Origin of the sequence: Clostridium sp. SGI.024, from assembly GCF_050315195.1 — a bacterium.
GTDB lineage: Bacteria > Bacillota > Clostridia > Clostridiales > Clostridiaceae > Clostridium.
In genome coordinates, this window is record NZ_JBNPON010000034.1 from 1 (window position 1) to 18,826 (window position 18,826).

The following is an 18,826-nucleotide window of genomic DNA, read 5'->3' on the forward strand; positions in this document are numbered from 1 at the left end:
CGTAAAAAGATTTAAGTTCTACAAATTTAAATACATTTAATTAAATTATTTTATAAATACTCTAATTTTCTTGTTTTTTTTCTCTTTTTCTATTATTGATACACCAGGATAAGATTACGTATTTCTTTTATCATCTAACCTAAAATAATAAAAAACCACAATCAACTTTATTTTAAAATTGATTGTGGTTTTGATATTATTTATTCAATATCATCTAAATCGCTTACCATATCTACTTCATTTTCAATATCTACGCTTGAAGATTCTATTTCATTTATTTCGTTACTTTCTTCTAATGTCAATTGTTCTTCTTTCTCTTCATTGCTACCAGATATTTTTGCTATTGCAGCAATTTTTTCTTCATCTGATGTTCTCATTAGTGTTACACCCATTGCTGATCTACTAGTTACTGAAATATCAGAAACATTAATTCTTATTGCAACTCCGCTTGTATTTATTAACATAAGCTCATCATCTAATTTACATACAGTTGCACCAACTACTTTTCCGGTCTTTTCAGATATCTTATATGTTATTAATCCTGTTCCACCTCTTCTTTGTACCTTATACTCAGTAATAGGTGTTCTCTTTCCAAATCCATTTTCACTTATAACTAATAAATCTTCTCCCTTAACAGCTATATCCATACAAACTGCAACATCATTATCCTTTAGATGTATTGATTTAACTCCTGATGCAGTTCTTCCCATTGGTCTTACATCAGTTTCATTAAATCTAATAGCATTACCTTCTCTAGTTGCTATTATTATATCTGCATCTCCACGGGTTACCTTTACCTTAAGAAGTTCATCACCATCTCTTAAATTAATTGCAATTAATCCATTCTTTCTTAAATTCTTAAATTCACATAGAGGTGTTTTCTTAACTAATCCTTGTTTAGTTGCCATAAATAAGTATCCTTCACTTATGTCATCTCTTATAGTAAGTACTGTCTCTATTCTTTCATCTGATTCAATTGCAATTAAGTTTATTATATTAGTTCCTTTAGCAGTTCTTCCTGCATCAGGTATTTCATAAGCTCTTAATTTATATACTCTTCCTCTATTTGTAAAGAATAATACATCAGAATGAGTTGAAGTTATACTTACATGCTCTACAAAGTCATCTTCCTTTGTAGACATTGCCTGTATTCCTCTTCCACCTCTTCTTTGAGCAGAATAAGTATCAGCTGATATTCTCTTAATATAGCCTGAATGAGTTAATGTAACTACTACTTCTTCTTCTTGAATAAGATCTTCTATGTCAATTTCATTCATTACTTTTTCTATAGTAGTCCTTCTATCATCACCATATTTTCTCTTTATTTCTATAAGCTCATCTTTAATAACTGATAGTAATTTTGCTTCATCTTCTAAAATTGATTTTAAGTATTCTATTTGTTTCATAAGTTCATCATACTCTTCTTCAATCTTATCTCTTTCAAGACCTGTTAACCTTCTTAGTCTCATTTCTAATATTGCTTGAGCTTGCTTATCACTTAATCCAAATCTATCTATTAAAGTGCTTTTTGCTATTTCTGAAGTTTTAGAAGATCTAATAATGCTTATAACTTCATCAATATTATCAAGTGCAATCTTTAATCCTTCAAGAATATGAGCTCTTGCTTCAGCCTTATTAAGTTCAAATATAGTTCTTCTAGTTACTACTTCCTTTTGGAATTCTATATAATAACTTAAAACTTGTTTTAAATTTAAAACATGTGGCTCATTATTTACTAATGCTAACATAATAACTCCAAAAGTATCTTGCATCTTAGTATGCTTATATAATAAATTTAAAATTACATTTGGGTTAGCATCCTTTTTAAGTTCTATTACGATTCTCATACCTTCTCTATCAGATTCGTCTCTTAAATCTGATATTCCAACTATTTTCTTGTCTTTAACTAAATCAGCTATATTTTCAATAAGTTTAGCCTTATTTACCTGATATGGAATTTCTGTAACTATAATTTTATGTCTATTATTCTCTTCTTCTATCTCTGCTTTAGCTCTAACTATTACTCTACCCTTACCAGTTTCATAAGCAGCTCTTATTCCTGACTTACCCATAATAATAGCTCCTGTTGGAAAATCTGGTCCCTTTATTACAGTCATTAGATCTAAAACTGTTGCTTCTGGATTATCAATAAGCATTACAGTTCCATCTATTATTTCTCCTAAGTTATGAGGAGGAATATTGGTAGCCATACCAACTGCTATACCTGATGATCCATTTACTAGAAGATTTGGATACCTTGAAGGTAATACTACTGGTTCCTTTTCTTCTCCATCGAAGTTTGGGATAAAATCTACAGTATCTTTATTTATATCTCTTAGCATCTCTACTGCTATTTTATTCATCTTAGCCTCTGTATATCTCATAGCAGCTGCACTATCTCCATCTACAGAACCAAAGTTACCATGCCCATCTACAAGCATATATCTCATTGAGAAATCTTGTGCCATTCTTACAAGTGCATCATATACAGAAGTGTCACCATGTGGATGATACTTACCTAAAACTTCCCCTACAATTCTTGCACATTTTCTATAACCTTTTTCTGGAGACAATCCAAGATCATTCATTGAGTGTAATATTCTTCTATGAACTGGCTTTAATCCATCGCGGACATCTGGAAGAGCACGACCAACTATTACACTCATAGCATAGTCGATATAACACCTCTTCATTTCTTTATTAATATCTATATCTATAACTTTTCCTTCATTTAAGCTCATGTACCTCACCTCGCTTTAGTACTAAATATCTAAGTTGCTTACCTTCTTAGCATTTTTGTGTATAAATTCTCTTCTTGGTTCGACTTTATCGCCCATCAATATAGTGAATATTTCATCTGCAGCTATTGCATCTTCAATAGTAGCTTTTAATAATATTCTTTTTTCAGGATCCATAGTCGTATCCCATAGCTGAGTTGCATTCATTTCACCTAAACCTTTATATCTTTGAATATTTGTAGCATTATCTTTACCACCAATTTCATTTAATAAAGATTCTAGTTCTTGATCTGAATATGCATAATACTCTTTCTTATTCTTTTTTACTTGGTAAAGAGGAGGCTGAGCTATATAAACGTGTCCCCCATCTAATAGTCCCCTCATATATCTAAAGAAAAATGTTAATAATAGCGTTCTAATATGAGCTCCGTCAACATCGGCATCTGTCATAATTATAATTCTATTATATCTTAACTTGCTTTCATCAAAGTCATCACCAATTCCAGCACCAAATGCAGTAACCATTGACTTTATTGAATCAGCAGTTAATATTCTATCTAATCTTTGCTTTTCAACATTTAATATTTTACCTCTTAATGGTAATATTGCTTGGAATCTTCTATTTCTTCCTTGCTTAGCTGATCCCCCCGCTGAATCTCCCTCAACTATATAAATTTCACATTCTAGCGGATCCTTAGATGAACAATCTGCTAGTTTACCTGGAAGTGCTGATCTTTCTAAGACTGATTTTCTAGTTAATTCCCTGGCCTTTCTAGCTGCATCTCTTGCTCTTGATGCCATTAAAGCTTTTTCTATTATTATTTTTCCTACATTAGGATTTTCTTCTAGGAATGTAGAAACACCCTCTCCAACTATTGAATCTACAACACTTCTTACTTCTGAGTTACCTAACTTAGTCTTTGTTTGGCCCTCAAATTGTGGTTCAGAAATCTTAACAGATACTACAGCTGTTAATCCTTCTCTTATATCATCTCCAGATAAATTCTTATCATTTTCTTTTAAATGATTAAATCTTTTACCATAATCATTTATAACTCTAGTTAATGCAGTTTTGAAACCTGATAAGTGTGTTCCACCCTCAATAGTATCTATATTGTTTGCAAATGAATATAAGTTTTCATTATATCCATCATTGTATTGAAGTGATATTTCTGCAATTATTCCGTCCCTTTCACCTTCCACATAAATAGGTTCTGGATGTAATACTTCTTTATTTCTGTTTAGATATGTAACAAACTCCTTTATACCACCCTCATAGTGATATATTTCTTGCTTATCCTCTTCTCTCTTATCAGTTAAAACTATCCTAATTCCTTTATTTAAGAAAGCTAATTCTCTTAATCTATTTGCTAATATTTCAAAATCATATTCAGTTTCCTCAAATATTTCACTATCTGGCTTAAATGAAACCTTAGTTCCATGTTCTTCTGTTGAGCCTATTTTAACTAAATCAGATATAGCAACTCCTCTAGAATATCTTTGTTGACATACTTCTCCATCTCTTGATACAGTTACTTCACACCATTCAGATAATGCATTAACAACTGAGGCACCAACCCCATGTAATCCTCCAGATACTTTATATCCGCCACCACCGAATTTACCTCCAGCATGAAGAACTGTCATAATTACTTCTACAGTAGACTTTCCCATCTTAGGATGTATTCCTGTAGGCATACCTCTCCCATTATCTATTACTGTTATGGAATTATCTTCATTTATGAATACTGATATTTCATTACAGAATCCTGCTAAAGCTTCATCTATACTATTGTCTACTATTTCATAAACAAGGTGGTGCAATCCCCTTGAGCTAGTACTCCCTATATACATTCCTGGTCTCTTTCTAACAGCTTCTAAGCCTTCAAGGACCTGAATTTGACTTTCATCATAACTTTGTTTGTTATTTTCCAACATAATCTCCTCCTTTTAATGAACTTTAATTTTAACCCTATGAAGATTAAAAATTGGAACTATGGATTATACTCTATATTAGTTCTCTTTGTTAAAGTTGAAGATGATATTGGAGATAAGTATATTTTACTCATCTTATTCACTTCAGCTATAACAAAAGATTTAGGCTTCTCTTTAGAAATCCTTTCTACAAACCCATCTTCCTCTGCCATTCTTAAAAATGCACTTGTATCTGAACTATACATAGTGGTTTGTAAATCAAATATTCCAATTATATCCTTAATTGGAACAACAACATTTTCTCCTAAATGTAAAAACATAAGAATTCCTCCCTTAATTTAGGATTTCACCATCCTTAACCTTAAAGACCCTCGAACTATCATCTAAATAATTTGTGAGATCCTCTATTCCTGTACATGTTATTATTGTTTGAATTTCACCTATAGTACTCAAAATATATCTTTTTCTATTGAAATCCAATTCTGATAAAACATCATCTAGCAATAATACTGGATATTCTGATGTCAATTCCTTTATTATTTTTAAAGAAGAGAATTTCATAGTAAGAACAGCACTTCTTTGCTGACCTTGTGATCCATAACTTTTAGTATCTATACCATTAATAAGCACAATAAAATCATCCCTATGCGGGCCAATACTAGTTAATCCCTTTTCAATATCTTTATTTCTATTTTTTTTTAATTGCTCATAAAAACAACCTTCTATATTTTCTAAGTCCCTTACTGTACTTATATATTTAAATTCCACATCTTCTTTTCCTGAAGATATATCATTATGTATATTCTTTCCATAATAATTTAACTTATTAATATAATTTAATCTTTCTTTAATTATGTTAAACCCAAAATTAGATAGCTGGATATCATATATATCTAAAACATCTTTATCAACTTTTCTTTTCTTTAAAAGTATATTCCGTTCATTTAAAACTTTGTTATACTGAACCAAATTATAATAATATCTAGAATTTAACTGACATAATTCCATATCTATGAATTTTCTTCTTACACCTGGAGAATCCTTAATTATTCGTAAATCTTCAGGTGAAAACATAACAACATTAAAGTTTCCAAATAATTCTCCAATTTTTGAAGCTTTAATCTTGTTTATTCTTATTGCCTTTTTTCCATCCTTAAGTATATTAATATCAATAGTCTTATCTAATCTATCCCTGCCAACTAAAATACTAACAAAAGCACTTTCTGCATTCCAATTAATTAACTCTCTATCTCTTGAAGTTCTATGGGATCTAGCAAATGCACAATAATAAATTGCTTCAAGAATATTAGTTTTTCCTTGAGCATTATCCCCCATAAATACATTTACATTTTTCCCCAGTGTTATATTTAAGGATTTATAATTTCTATAATTTAATATTTGTATTTTCTTAATATACATTATTTACACCTATTTTTAATTATAACATATTAGAGGAATAAAAGTAATTATTAGGTTAATAGTAATTATATTACTTTATACTTCTCACCATTAAATTCTACCACATCACCTGGTCTAATCTTTTTTCCTCTTTGAGTACATACTTCCCCATTAACCTTAACCATTTCATCTAAGATATACATTTTTGCTTCAGACCCTAATGAAGCTGCTCCACACCATTTTAAAAAAGAATCTAACTTAATAAATTCAGTATTTATTTTAATTTCATTCATTTTCCAATCAAATGCATATAAATTCAAATTTTATGCATTTTCTCCCTTCTATCTTAATAACCTAACTGGTAATACTAAATACTTAGAATTATCAGTATTCTTGCATTTAATAACACAAGGACTAACACTTGAAGTCATTTCTAAAATAACCTCATCACCATCTATATTTTTTAGAACATCTATTAAATATCTTGAGTTAAATGCAATTTGAATTGAGTCACCTTGCAGATTTATATTTACTTCCTCTCTAACTTTTCCCAATTGAGAATTGGATGTTATAATAACAGTCTCTTCTTGCACATCTAATTTTATTAAGTTACTATTACTATCCTTTGCCATAAGTGAGGCTCTTTCTATACAATTTTGTAATTCTTGTTTCTTAACTTCAATAGAAATCTTATGTTCTTGAGGAAGTAAAGATACATAATTAACAAATTTTCCATCTAGTAATCTTGAAATTATCTTAGTTTCACTTAAATTAAATAAAATATGATTATCAGTAAAGGTAATTTTTACTATTTCATTTGTATCTTCTAATATTCTTGAAACTTCATTTAATGTCTTTCCTGGGATTACCACTTCAATATTATTATCATTGTCTAGAAATTCTGATCTTATAGCTAATCTATATCCATCTAAAGCAACAAGATTTAAATTTCTATCCCTAACCTCAAATAATATTCCTTGTAATATTGGTCTTGTTTCGTCTTGAGCTATAGCAAAAGATGTACCCTTTATCATACTTTTTAATATATTTTGTGGAACTTCCACTGTTAGGTTTTCATTTATTTTAGGTACTTCTGGATAATCTTCTCCATTCATATAAACTAAATTGAAAACTGATTTTTCACATGTTATTTGTATAATTTCATTTTCTAAAGTTTCAATAATAACATCTGAGTTTGGAAGTTTTCTTATTATTTCTCCAAATATCTTAGAGTCTATAACTAACATTCCTTCTTCTATTATTTTAGATTGAACCTTTGTTTCAATAGATACATCCATATCAGATCCTATTAATGTCAATTCGTTATTTTTAGCTGTTATATATATTCCTTCTAGTATAGGCATTGTAGTTTTACCTGTTATAGCTTTACTAGCAATTGAGATACCTTCTTGTAGTTTTTGTTTTTCACAGATGAATTTCATATAAAAACCTCCTTGATTTATGAACATATAATATTAACAGAAGTAATATAAATATATAGATAAATATATAGATAAATATATAGATAAATTATAATAATAGTAGTAGTAGGGGCTGTTGATATGTTGATAAGTACATCTAACCCTTATAAATACTAAAAAGTTAGTAAAAAAATAGTGTGGATAAGTGAAGCAAAAAATACATATCTTATCCACAGTATTAACAAGCAATATTGTTTTTAGTAGTTATCCACAAACAATTCAATATATTTATGTACAGCTGTTAGTTAATTTTGAGTTAGTTTCTTTGTTATATCATTTACTGTATGTTGTAAGCTCTCATCAGTGTTTAAAGCATCAGAGATTTTTTCATATGCGTGGATAACAGTTGTATGATCTCTTCCACCGAACTCTTCCCCTATTTTTGGCAATGACATATCTGTTAGTTTCCTACTTAAGTACATTGCAATTTGTCTAGGATATGCTACATTTCTTGTTCTTCTTTGAGATTTTAGATCTTCTATTCTAAGATTAAAATATCCAGCTACAACATCTTGTATAACATCAATAGTTATATTTTTATTTTGCTTATTAGAAATTATATCTTTTAAGGCTTCACTTGCTAACTCTACAGTAATAGGTCTATTAGTAAGTGAAGAATAAGCTACTATTCTAATTAGAGCTCCTTCTAGCTCTCTAATATTAGATTTAATTTTGGTTGCAATATATACCATTACTTCATTTGCAACATTTAATTTTTCTACATCAGCTTTCTTTTTTAAAATAGCCATTCTAGTTTCAAAATCTGGAGGTTGGATATCAGCTATTAACCCCCATTCAAATCTTGAACGAAGCCTATCTTCCAAAGTAGGTATTTCCTTTGGTGGTCTATCAGATGATAGAATAATTTGTTTATTTGCATCATGTAATTCATTAAATGTGTGGAAAAATTCTTCTTGAGTTCTTTCTTTTCCAGCAATAAATTGAACATCGTCTATTAGAAGTATATCTACATTTCTATATTTATTTCTAAATTCTTCATTTCTATCATCTCTAATAGCATTAATAAGTTCATTAGTAAATTTTTCAGAAGATACATATACTACTTTGGCATTTGCATTATTTTGAAGAACGTAGTGGCCTATAGCATGCATTAAGTGAGTTTTTCCAAGTCCAACTCCTCCATAAATAAATAAAGGATTATAAGCTTTAGCAGGGGCCTCTGCAACAGCTAAAGAAGCAGCATGGGCAAATCTATTACTATTACCTATGACAAATGAGTCAAATGTATATTTAGGATTTAATGTACTAGACATTTCATCATTTACATTAATTGATGATTTATCATCATTTTTTTCTTCCTTTTCTTCAATGTCTTGAATATCAGATGCTACTATAAAATCTACATTATAAACTTTAGAACAAGCTGCTTCTATAGAGTTTACAACTAAATCCTTATACCTTTTTTCTAATATATCTTGAGTAAAGGAATTTGGAACACTGATTTTTATAGTATTGGAAGATATAGAAAGAGGCTCGCAGCTTTTGATCCATGTATTAAAGCTTACTTCACTCATTTCACCCTTTATAATATTTAATGTTTTTTCCCATAATGATTTAAGATCATTATTCATTTTATATCCTCCATAAAAAAATTTTTTATTAAAATATGATAGTTAATAACAAAATATCAACACAATTATTAACATACATTTTTATATGTTAATAAGCTTAATATAGATATCCACATGTTAATAATTATGTTAAAAAAATAATTAAATTTAAGTTATCCACAATATGAGTATGTACAGTTTTTAACATTATTAACACTGAATAAATGCATTAATTAAGCTAAAATATAGTTTTTAAAATAAAAAACAATAAAAAAGCGAACAAGTTATTAACAATTTAATCCACAGATGTGGATAAGTTCACTTAAAAATTAAATTATTCACAGTCATAACTTATAATAACATAAGTTAAATAGAGTATTCAATAAGTTATCCACAAATTATATGATATTATTTATTATATTTATCAACAGGACTTGAAAATTATAGTGTATTGACATAAAAACATGATATATATATAATGATAAGGTAAATCTAAAATTAGAAGTATAGTTTTTACTATAGAAATTACAATATTAAAGGGGGTGTAATGAAATGTTCATGACATACCAACCAAAAAAGAGACAAAGAAAAAAGGAACACGGATTCAGAAAAAGAATGAAGACTTCATCAGGAAGAAATGTTCTTAAGAGAAGAAGACAAAAAGGTAGAAAAAGATTAACAGCATAAGGGCCGCAAATAGTGGCCTTTTTTCTGCAATAGCAGGAAAAAAGGAGTTTAAAATTTCTAATGATATACAGGTTAAGAAAGAACAATGAATTTAAATTAGTTTATAGAAGAGGAAAGTCTTTAGCTAATAATCTTTTAGTTATTTATATATATAATAATAGAAGAAATAAAACGATAGATGGAAATACTTATAATAAGGTAGGAATATCTGTAAGTAAAAAAGTAGGAAATAGTGTTGTCAGAAGTAGAAGTAAACGATTGATAACAGAAAGCTATAGACTAAATGAAAAAAATCTTAAAACTGGTTATGACTTTGTTTTTATAGCTAGAAATTCTATAGAGGGAAAGAGCTTCTTTGAAGTTGAGGAAGCAATGAAAAAACTTTTTTCAAAGGCAGGCTTATATAAGCAATGAAGAAATTAATTTTAAAATCTATAAATTTATATAGAAAATATATTTCGCCAATGAGACCACCAACATGCATTTATGTTCCAACATGTTCAGAATATGCAATTGAAGCAATAAATAAATATGGAGCTTTAAAAGGTGGCTTTTTAGCTATAAAGAGAATTTTAAGGTGCCATCCTTTGGCTAAGGGTGGATATGATCCGTTAAAATAAGGAGGCTGTGCTCAAAATATGATGAAATTCTTAGAACCTATTACAAATTTTTTAACTATTATATTTGAAGGTATGCATAATGTAATATTAAACATGTTTAATATGGAGCCTAGTGGGGTATCTTATATACTAACTATAGCTTTATTTACATTAATAATAAGATTACTAATACTTCCTTTAAATATAAAAGCAAACAGATCAAATGCAAGAATGCAAGAAATTCAACCTGAATTAAATGCTATTCAAAAAAAGTATGCTAATGATCCTCAAAAAATGCAAGCTGAGTATTCAAAATGCATGAAGGAAAATAACGTTAGTATGTTTGGGGGATGCCTTCCAACATTATTACCATTACCAATACTTTTTGCACTTTACTATGTATTTCTAAATATAGATAAGTCATCAGTAATTCATCCATCATTCTTATGGATACCAGATGTATTTGAAAAAGATCCATTCTTTATATTACCAGTTTTATCATTCTTAAGCACATATTTACCAAGTTTATTATTAACTAAGTCCATGCCTAAGAATGAAAATGGTACACAAATGAATATGGGCTCAATGAATTTAATGATGGCAGGTATGATGGGTGTAATGGCCATTAACTTTAGTTCACTTCTAGTAATTTACTGGATAATAGGTGGAGTTATTCAATTAGTTCAAACTTATTTCTTAAATTACTTACCAGCTATGAAGAAAAAAGCAGAAAAAGAAGAGAACGAAAAGAATAAAATAATAGAAAATGCCAAAAAAGCAACACCAAAGACTAAGAGAAAAAATTAAATAATTTAGTATTATTAGGTGGTGATTAGGGTATGAAAACACTAGAAATGACAGGGAAAACTGTAAATGAAGCATTAGAAAATGCTTTAAAAAGTTTAAATCTTACTGAAGATAAGGTTGAATATGAAGTTTTAGATGAAGGTTCTAAGGGATTTTTAAATCTTATAGGTACAAAGCCTGCAAAGATATTAGTTAAAGTAAAGAGAGATTACAAGGAAGAAGTAAGATTATTTTTAAGAAATATACTTAATAGTATGAAGGTACAAGCGGAAATAAGAATTAGAGAAGAAAATGATATAATTCATATTAATTTAACTGGACCTAAAATGGGGATAATTATTGGATATAGGGGGGAGACGTTAGATGCCCTACAATATCTAACTTCATTAGTTGTAAATAAAGATCATAACCTTCCGTATAAGAAAGTAGTATTAGATACTGAAAATTATAGGAAAAAGAGAGAAGAAACTTTAATTAGAGTTGCTGAAAAAACTGCATATAAAGTTAAAAAAATTAGAAGACCTTATAAACTAGAACCAATGAATCCTTATGAGAGAAGGATAATACATTCAGCTTTACAGGATAATGAATATGTTTATACTTTTAGTGAGGGGGAAGAACCTCATAGAAGAGTAGTAATAGATATTAAGAAATAAAGGTGGGGAGGCCGTTGAGCTTCCTTACCTTTTCTTTTTTATTTATTTTGACTTACTATTAATTGTTTTGTAAAATGAATATTAGTTAAAAGGGATATACTATGAATATAGACTTAATTTAGTCAAGACAAGGAGGATAGAAGTTGAAAGAATTTGATACAATTTGTGCTATATCTACAGCTATTGGAGAAGGTGGAATTGCTATTATTAGAGTATCTGGAGACAGTGCCTTAGATATTGTATCTAAGATATTTAAGCCAAAGAATGGCAAGGATATTAAAGATATGAAGACTTATACTATGAGATATGGACACATAATTGACATAAATAATGAAGATTTAATAGATGAAGTAATTATAAGTTATATGAAGGGACCAAGAAGCTTTACAGCTGAGGATACTGTAGAAATAAATTGTCATGGTGGAGTAACATCTACAAATAAGGTTTTAGAAACTGTTATAAAAGCAGGAGCAAGGCTTGCAGAACCAGGTGAGTTTACTAAGAGAGCATTTTTGAACGGAAGAATAGATTTATCTCAAGCAGAAGCTGTTATGGATTTAATAACAGCAAAAACTGAACTTGCCATGAAATCTGCATTAATGCAAAGCAATGGATCTTTATCACAAAGAATTAATAAGTTAAATGAATATCTATTAAATGTCTTAGCATTAATAGAATATGCAGTTGACTTCACTGAAGATGATGAAGAAATAGATCCTACAATACCAATTAGAGTAAAAGAAAGCTTAGAAAAAGCCCATGAAGATATATATAAATTACTTAAGAGTGCGGATGAAGGAAAAATAATAAGAGATGGATTAAGCTTAGCTATAGTTGGAAAACCAAATGTTGGAAAATCATCACTTTTAAATGTACTATTGAAAGAAAAAAGAGCTATAGTTACAGACATAGCAGGTACAACTAGAGATGTTATTGAGGAATACATTAATTTAGATGGAATACCTGTAAAAATTATAGATACGGCTGGAATTAGAGAAACTGAAGATATAGTTGAAAAAATTGGTGTAGAAAAATCCAGAGAAAAAATAGATGAAGCTGATTTAGTATTATTAGTTTTAGATTCTTCAAGAGAGCTAGATAAAGAAGATAAAGAAATAATTGATGCAATTAAAAATAAGAAATCAATAGTATTACTAAATAAAATAGATTTACATAGTAAAATAGATAATTCAATATTAAATAATTTCGAAAATATAATAAAAATTTCAGCTAAAGAAGATATTGGAATAGATGGTTTAAAAAATGAGATTAAGAATATGTTCTTTAGTGGTAAAATAGATAGCGAGAGCTTAATAATATCAAATTCAAGACATAAGCAAGCTTTAATTAGAGCAGGAGAAAACTGCAATGAAGCTCTTATAAGATTAAATAATAATGAATACTTAGATTTAATTTCAATATTCGTTACAGCAGCATTAAAAGCTTTAGGTGAGATTACGGGATCAGAGTTAGAAGAAGATTTAGTTAACAAGATATTTAGAGAATTTTGTTGTGGAAAGTAGGAGATAGATAAATATGAAATATAAAGCAGGAGAATATGATGTAGTAGTTGTTGGTGCTGGTCATGCAGGTTGTGAAGCAGCACTAGCATCAGCAAGAATGGGATTAAAAACATTAATTTGCACTACAAATCTTGATTCTGTAGCTATGATGCCATGTAACCCTAATATAGGAGGAACTGCAAAAGGTCACTTAGTAAGAGAAATTGATGCATTAGGTGGTGAAATGGGAGTAAATATAGATAATACTTTCATTCAATCTAGAATGCTTAATACATCAAAGGGACCAGCAGTTCACTCATTAAGGGCTCAAGCTGATAAGAAGAAGTATCAATACAGAATGAAGAGTGTCTTAGAGGAACAAGAAAATTTATCTTTAAGACAATTAGAAGTAGTAGAATTAGATATAAGAGATGGAAAAGTACAAGGAGTTCTAACAAAAAATGGTGGATACTTTAGTTGTAAAGCTATTATTTTAACTACAGGAACTTACTTAAGAGCAAGAATTATAATTGGAGATGTAACATATAATAGTGGACCTAATGGTTTATCAGCTGCTAACGAATTATCACAATCATTAATAGATTTAGGAATAAAGTTAAGAAGATTTAAAACTGGTACTCCAGCAAGAATTAATAAGAGAAGTGTAGATTTCTCAAAGATGATTGAACAACCTGGAGATGAGAAAATAGTACCTTTTTCATTTATGAGTGAGGATATTTCAAGAGAGCAAGTTTCTTGTTGGTTAACTTATACTAGCGAAGAAACACATAATATTATTAGAGATAATATAAATAGATCCCCAATGTATAATGGATTAATCGAGGGGGTGGGTCCTAGATATTGTCCATCAGTTGAAGATAAAGTTATGAGATTCCCAGATAGAGAAAGACATCAGTTATTTATAGAACCAGAAGGTGAAGATACTCAAGAAATGTACGTTGGAGGAATGTCATCTTCATTACCAGAGGACGTTCAAATACAAATGTTAAGAACAGTTCCAGGGTTAGAAAATGCTGAAATTATGAGAACTGCTTATGCAATTGAATATGATTCAATTGATCCAACTCAATTAAAACCGACTTTAGAATTTAAGGAATTTGAAGGCTTATATGGAGCAGGTCAATTAAATGGAAGTTCAGGCTATGAAGAAGCTGGAGGACAAGGTATAGTTGCAGGTATAAATGCTGCACTAAAAATTAAGGGATTAGAGCCTATGGTATTAACTAGATCAGATGGATATATCGGAGTTTTAATTGATGATTTAGTAACAAAAGGAACAAATGAACCTTATAGAATGATGACTGCAAGGGCAGAATACAGATTATTATTAAGACAAGATAATGCAGATTTTAGATTAACTGAAATAGGACACAAGGTAGGTCTTGTTACAGAAGAAAGATATCAAAAGTTTATAACAAGAAAAAATAATGTAGAAAATGAAGTTAATAGATTAAAGGAATTACAAATAACAAATAAGAAAGAGGTTAATGACTTCTTAATATCTAAAGGGTCTGTGGAATTAAAAAAACCTATTAGTTTTTATGAGTTAATTAAGAGACCAGAACTTGATTATTTTAGTTTGTCAGAATTAGATCCAGAAAGACCTGATTATAACGAAGATATTGGAGAGCAAATTAATATTATAACTAAGTATGAAGGATATATAACTAGTCAACTTGATCAAGTTAATCAATTTAGAAAATTTGAGAAGAAATTAATTCCTGAAGACATAGATTATAAAGAAGTTAAAGGCTTAAGAACAGAAGCAATACAAAAATTATCAAATATTAAGCCTATAAGTATAGGGCAAGCATCTAGAATATCAGGAGTTTCCCCAGCAGATATATCTGTATTATTAATTTATTTAGAGCATCAATATAAGAAATAAAATTTAATGGAGGAAATATGGAATATTTTCAATTAATGAAAGAAGCTTCATTAGAAGCAGGGATTGATTTAACTGAGAATCAGTATAATCAATTTATAGAGTATATGAAGCTTTTACAGGAATGGAATGAAAAAATAAACCTTACAGCAATAACTGAAGATGAAGAAGTAATTAAAAAGCATTTTATAGATTGTATAAAGGCTTTTAAATCTGATGCTGTAAAAAATGCTAAAACTGTTATAGATGTAGGTACTGGAGCTGGATTTCCAGGCCTACCAATTGCCATAATGAATCCTAATATTAATGTTACATTATTAGATTCATTGAATAAAAGAATTAACTTTCTAAATACAGTTGTAGCAAAATTACAACTAAAAAATGTTGTTACAATTCATTCAAGAGCAGAGGATGGAGCGAGAAAAGTAGAATTAAGAGAAAACTTTGATGTTGCAACTTCTAGAGCGGTTGCTAACATGGCAGTTTTATCAGAGTTTTGTTTACCTTATGTAAAGCTAAATGGGTACTTTGTTGCACTAAAAGGACCTGCAATAGATGAGGAAATTAGAGAGGGCAAAAAGGCTATTGAAACTTTAGGTGGAGAATTAGAAAGTATAATAGAAGTAAATATTGAAAAATCTGATTTAAAACATAATATTGTGGAAATTAAGAAGATAAAGAAATGCCCTAAGACTTATCCTAGAAAGGCTGGTTCAATTAATAAGAAGCCTATTAAATAGAATATTCTACAGAATGTATTAAGGAAATTAGTCGATAAAATATATAATAGATAGATATGTGGATTCATTTAGATTTTTATAAAGTATATTAAATGAATTTGTCTTACAAAATTAGGAAATAAAAGAAGGAAATATATAAAAAAAGTAGAATTTTTAAATTATTGAGTTTAGTGGAAATTTATTTTAATAAGGGATGGTTGAGTGCATATGAATAGAGAAATTAGTAATATAAGTGTTAATAAAATATTTCCAAATACTTATCAGCCAAGAAGGTTTTTTAATGAAGAGGCATTAGAAGAATTATCTCAATCTATAAAGGAGCATGGGATAATACAACCTATTACTGTTAGGAAAAGGGGAGAAAGTTTTGAATTAGTAGCAGGAGAAAGGCGTTGGAGAGCTGCAAGAATGGCTAATCTGGAGGTTGTTCCTTGCAATATAATAGAAATAACAGATACTGAATCTGCTGAAATTGCTTTACTTGAAAATTTACAAAGAGAAGATTTAAATTTTATAGAAGAGGCTGAAGCTTATTTTAATTTAATTAATGATCATAAATTTACTCAAGATGAATTAGCAAAAAGAATGGGAAAAAAGCAATCAACTATTGCTAATAAGTTAAGAATATTAAAACTTAGTCATACTGTCAGAGAAGCGTGTCTAGAGAATAAATTAACAGAGAGACATGCAAGAGCTCTTTTATCATTACCAAATGAAGAATTACAACTTAGTGTTATAAATAAAATTATTAAGAATTCTTTAAATGTTAAAGCTACAGAAGAATTAATAAATAAAGAGTTATTAAAAATAGCTGGTGAAGAATTAAATAATAAGAATAAGAAAAGAGTAAAGAGTGTTTTCCCTGCAAAATTATATGTGAATACTATAAGACAAGTTTTTGATAAGTTTAATATACCAGCTGAATATAAATTTAAGGATGATGAAGAATTTATTCAAATAACAGTTAGTATTCCTAAAAAATAAAATGAAACATAAAAATTAGAATATAAATAATATTTAAAATGAAGGAAAATCCTATTGTTCATGTTAGATTATTTAAATTTAACACACAATATGATGATTTCTTCATTTTTTTATTACGTTAACCTTTCAATATTTAGTAAAACTATATATAATAATATTGGGAAGGGGGGTGAAGCTCTAAATTAGAGCTTTTTTAGATGAAGAAAGTTTGTATATTTAATCAAAAAGGTGGAGTGGGGAAGACTACGACAAACATCAATTTATGTGCCTATTTGGCAATGGAAGGATATAAGGTACTAACTATAGATATAGACCCACAGGGAAATACAACTAGTGGATTAGGATTAGATAAGAGAAATTTAGAAATGTCTATGTATGACGTAATTACTTCTGATGCATCATTAAAGGATATAATATTAAAAAGTGAACTTGTACAAAATTTATATATAGCTCCGTCTACTATGGAGCTAGCAGGTGCAGAGGTTGAAGTAATTGGAAAAGAAAATAGGGAAGTTATTTTATCAAATAAAATAAAAGAAATAGAGGATGACTATGATTTTATATTTATAGATTGTCCACCTTCTTTAGGTGTTTTAACAATTAATGCTCTTACTTCAGTTCAATCTGTTTTAATTCCTATTCAATGTGAATTTTATGCATTAGAAGGAGTTGGACAACTTATTAATACTATTAAGTTGGTTAAAAAGTCATTAAATGAAGGGTTAGAAATAGAAGGTGTAGTAATGACAATGTATGATTATAGAACCAATTTAAGTAATGAAGTTTTTGAAGAAGTTAAGAATTTTTTCAATGACAAAGTTTATAAAACAACTATTTCTAGAAATATTAGACTAGCTGAAGCTCCAAGCTTTGGCTTACCAATTATGTTATATGATGAAAAGTGCAAGGGAGCAGATTCCTATAAAGCATTAACTAAAGAATTTTTAAGTAGACAATAGGTAGGTGATAAAATGAATAAAAAATCAGCTTTAGGAAAAGGATTAGGTGCATTAATACCTAATGATATTCTAGTTAAAGAAGATAATAACCCCTCTTGTATAGATATAAATTTAATTAAGAGTAATGAGAAACAACCGAGAAAGTCCTTTGATGATGTAAAGATAGCTGAATTAGCACAATCAATTAAGGAACATGGAATTATTCAACCTATTATACTTAATAAGAAGGATGACTATTATACAATAGTTGCAGGGGAAAGAAGATGGAGAGCATCTAAGTTATTAGGGTTAAAAGAAGTTCCTGCAATAGTAATGGATTTAAGTGACAAGGATATATTAGAAATATCATTGATAGAAAATATTCAAAGACAAGATTTAAATCCTATAGAGGAAGCCTTAGCATATCAAAAACTTTTATCAGATTTTAACCTAACTCAAGAAGAACTAAGCAAGAGAGTTGGAAAATCAAGAGTAGCTATTAGTAATACAATAAGGCTTACAGCACTTTGTGATACTGTGAAGCAATACTTAATAGATGAAGTTATCACAGAAGGACATGGAAGAGCATTATTAGCAATAGAAGATCCTAAACTTCAGAGTGAAATAGCACAAAAGGTTATTGATGAAAAGTTATCCGTTAGAGAATTAGAAAGATTAATAAAATCATTTAAATCTGATAAGAAGACAAGAGAAAAAACAAGAGAGATAAATCCATATTATAAAGATGTTACTGAAAGACTTCAAAATTATTTCGGAACTAAAGTTAACATAAGTAATAAGAATAATAAGGGAAAAATAGAAATAGAATATTATTCAGATGAAGATTTACAAAGAATATTAGAAATAATTAATTTATAATGTTT

18 protein-coding genes are annotated in these 18,826 nt (G+C 28.8%); 11 read left to right on the plus strand and 7 right to left on the minus strand.

Translation table 11 applies throughout. The annotated features are described in order from the left end of the window. Positions 1 to 200: 200 nt before the first annotated feature. From gyrA to dnaA, 7 genes are all read right to left on the minus strand, one after another. Positions 201 to 2,741 carry a DNA gyrase subunit A gene (gyrA, locus tag ACQRD5_RS10380; RefSeq protein ID WP_291628932.1) on the minus strand — a complete coding sequence of 847 codons (2,541 nt, stop codon included), beginning with the start codon at positions 2,739 to 2,741 and terminating at the stop codon, positions 201 to 203. Between the two features lie 21 nt (positions 2,742 to 2,762). After that, positions 2,763 to 4,676, minus strand: a complete 1,914-nt coding sequence (gene gyrB / locus ACQRD5_RS10385) for a DNA topoisomerase (ATP-hydrolyzing) subunit B (protein ID WP_291628930.1) — start codon at positions 4,674 to 4,676, stop codon at positions 2,763 to 2,765. A gap of 56 nt (positions 4,677 to 4,732) precedes the next feature. After that, positions 4,733 to 4,993 carry an extracellular matrix regulator RemB gene (gene remB, locus ACQRD5_RS10390; RefSeq protein ID WP_291628928.1) on the minus strand — a complete coding sequence of 87 codons (261 nt, stop codon included), beginning with the start codon at positions 4,991 to 4,993 and terminating at the stop codon, positions 4,733 to 4,735. A 13-nt stretch (positions 4,994 to 5,006) separates the two neighbouring features. Continuing rightward, a complete protein-coding gene (gene recF, locus ACQRD5_RS10395; protein WP_291628927.1) occupies positions 5,007 to 6,092 on the minus strand; it encodes a DNA replication/repair protein RecF in 1,086 nt (361 codons plus the stop codon). A 65-nt stretch (positions 6,093 to 6,157) separates the two neighbouring features. Beyond that, positions 6,158 to 6,364, minus strand: coding sequence for a S4 domain-containing protein YaaA (gene yaaA / locus ACQRD5_RS10400; RefSeq protein ID WP_291628936.1), 207 nt, complete (start codon positions 6,362 to 6,364; stop codon positions 6,158 to 6,160). 48 nt (positions 6,365 to 6,412) lie between these two features. Then, entirely contained in the window at positions 6,413 to 7,513 is a 1,101-nt protein-coding gene (gene dnaN, locus ACQRD5_RS10405) for a DNA polymerase III subunit beta (RefSeq protein ID WP_291628925.1), read from the minus strand. Positions 7,514 to 7,797: 284 nt separating this feature from the next. Next, positions 7,798 to 9,144, minus strand: coding sequence for a chromosomal replication initiator protein DnaA (gene dnaA, locus ACQRD5_RS10410; protein ID WP_291628923.1), 1,347 nt, complete (start codon positions 9,142 to 9,144; stop codon positions 7,798 to 7,800). 531 nt (positions 9,145 to 9,675) lie between these two features. Here dnaA and rpmH point away from each other — a divergent pair. The 11 genes from rpmH to ACQRD5_RS10465 all read left to right on the plus strand — a co-directional run bounded on the left by rpmH (position 9,676) and on the right by ACQRD5_RS10465 (position 18,821). Further along, positions 9,676 to 9,810, plus strand: coding sequence for a 50S ribosomal protein L34 (gene rpmH / locus ACQRD5_RS10415; RefSeq protein WP_035151755.1), 135 nt, complete (start codon positions 9,676 to 9,678; stop codon positions 9,808 to 9,810). Between the two features lie 60 nt (positions 9,811 to 9,870). Continuing rightward, positions 9,871 to 10,224 carry a ribonuclease P protein component gene (gene rnpA / locus ACQRD5_RS10420; protein WP_291628915.1) on the plus strand — a complete coding sequence of 118 codons (354 nt, stop codon included), beginning with the start codon at positions 9,871 to 9,873 and terminating at the stop codon, positions 10,222 to 10,224. Continuing rightward, positions 10,221 to 10,430 carry a membrane protein insertion efficiency factor YidD gene (yidD, locus tag ACQRD5_RS10425; protein WP_291628913.1) on the plus strand — a complete coding sequence of 70 codons (210 nt, stop codon included), beginning with the start codon at positions 10,221 to 10,223 and terminating at the stop codon, positions 10,428 to 10,430. The genes rnpA and yidD overlap by 4 nt, the downstream gene beginning before the upstream one ends. A gap of 18 nt (positions 10,431 to 10,448) precedes the next feature. Then, on the plus strand, positions 10,449 to 11,216 hold the full coding sequence (yidC, locus tag ACQRD5_RS10430) for a membrane protein insertase YidC (RefSeq protein ID WP_291628911.1): 768 nt from the start codon (positions 10,449 to 10,451) through the stop codon (positions 11,214 to 11,216). Positions 11,217 to 11,248: 32 nt separating this feature from the next. Continuing rightward, positions 11,249 to 11,872: an RNA-binding cell elongation regulator Jag/EloR gene (gene jag / locus ACQRD5_RS10435; protein ID WP_291628909.1), complete on the plus strand. Its 624-nt coding sequence runs from the start codon at positions 11,249 to 11,251 to the stop codon at positions 11,870 to 11,872. Positions 11,873 to 12,015: 143 nt separating this feature from the next. Continuing rightward, complete coding sequence (gene mnmE / locus ACQRD5_RS10440; RefSeq protein ID WP_291628907.1) at positions 12,016 to 13,395, plus strand: tRNA uridine-5-carboxymethylaminomethyl(34) synthesis GTPase MnmE; 1,380 nt, start codon at positions 12,016 to 12,018, stop codon at positions 13,393 to 13,395. A gap of 13 nt (positions 13,396 to 13,408) precedes the next feature. Next, positions 13,409 to 15,283, plus strand: a complete 1,875-nt coding sequence (gene mnmG, locus ACQRD5_RS10445; protein ID WP_427746782.1) for a tRNA uridine-5-carboxymethylaminomethyl(34) synthesis enzyme MnmG — start codon at positions 13,409 to 13,411, stop codon at positions 15,281 to 15,283. A gap of 17 nt (positions 15,284 to 15,300) precedes the next feature. Further along, the gene (gene rsmG / locus ACQRD5_RS10450; RefSeq protein ID WP_291628904.1) at positions 15,301 to 16,020 is read left to right on the plus strand and encodes a 16S rRNA (guanine(527)-N(7))-methyltransferase RsmG; all 720 of its coding nucleotides are present in this window, start codon (positions 15,301 to 15,303) and stop codon (positions 16,018 to 16,020) included. A 207-nt stretch (positions 16,021 to 16,227) separates the two neighbouring features. After that, positions 16,228 to 17,004 (plus strand): nucleoid occlusion protein, encoded by a 777-nt coding sequence (noc, locus tag ACQRD5_RS10455; RefSeq protein WP_291628902.1) that lies wholly within the window; start codon positions 16,228 to 16,230, stop codon positions 17,002 to 17,004. Between the two features lie 197 nt (positions 17,005 to 17,201). Continuing rightward, positions 17,202 to 17,963, plus strand: coding sequence for a ParA family protein (locus ACQRD5_RS10460; RefSeq protein ID WP_291628900.1), 762 nt, complete (start codon positions 17,202 to 17,204; stop codon positions 17,961 to 17,963). A gap of 12 nt (positions 17,964 to 17,975) precedes the next feature. Continuing rightward, positions 17,976 to 18,821 (plus strand): ParB/RepB/Spo0J family partition protein, encoded by an 846-nt coding sequence (locus tag ACQRD5_RS10465; protein WP_291628897.1) that lies wholly within the window; start codon positions 17,976 to 17,978, stop codon positions 18,819 to 18,821. Positions 18,822 to 18,826 lie beyond the last annotated feature (5 nt).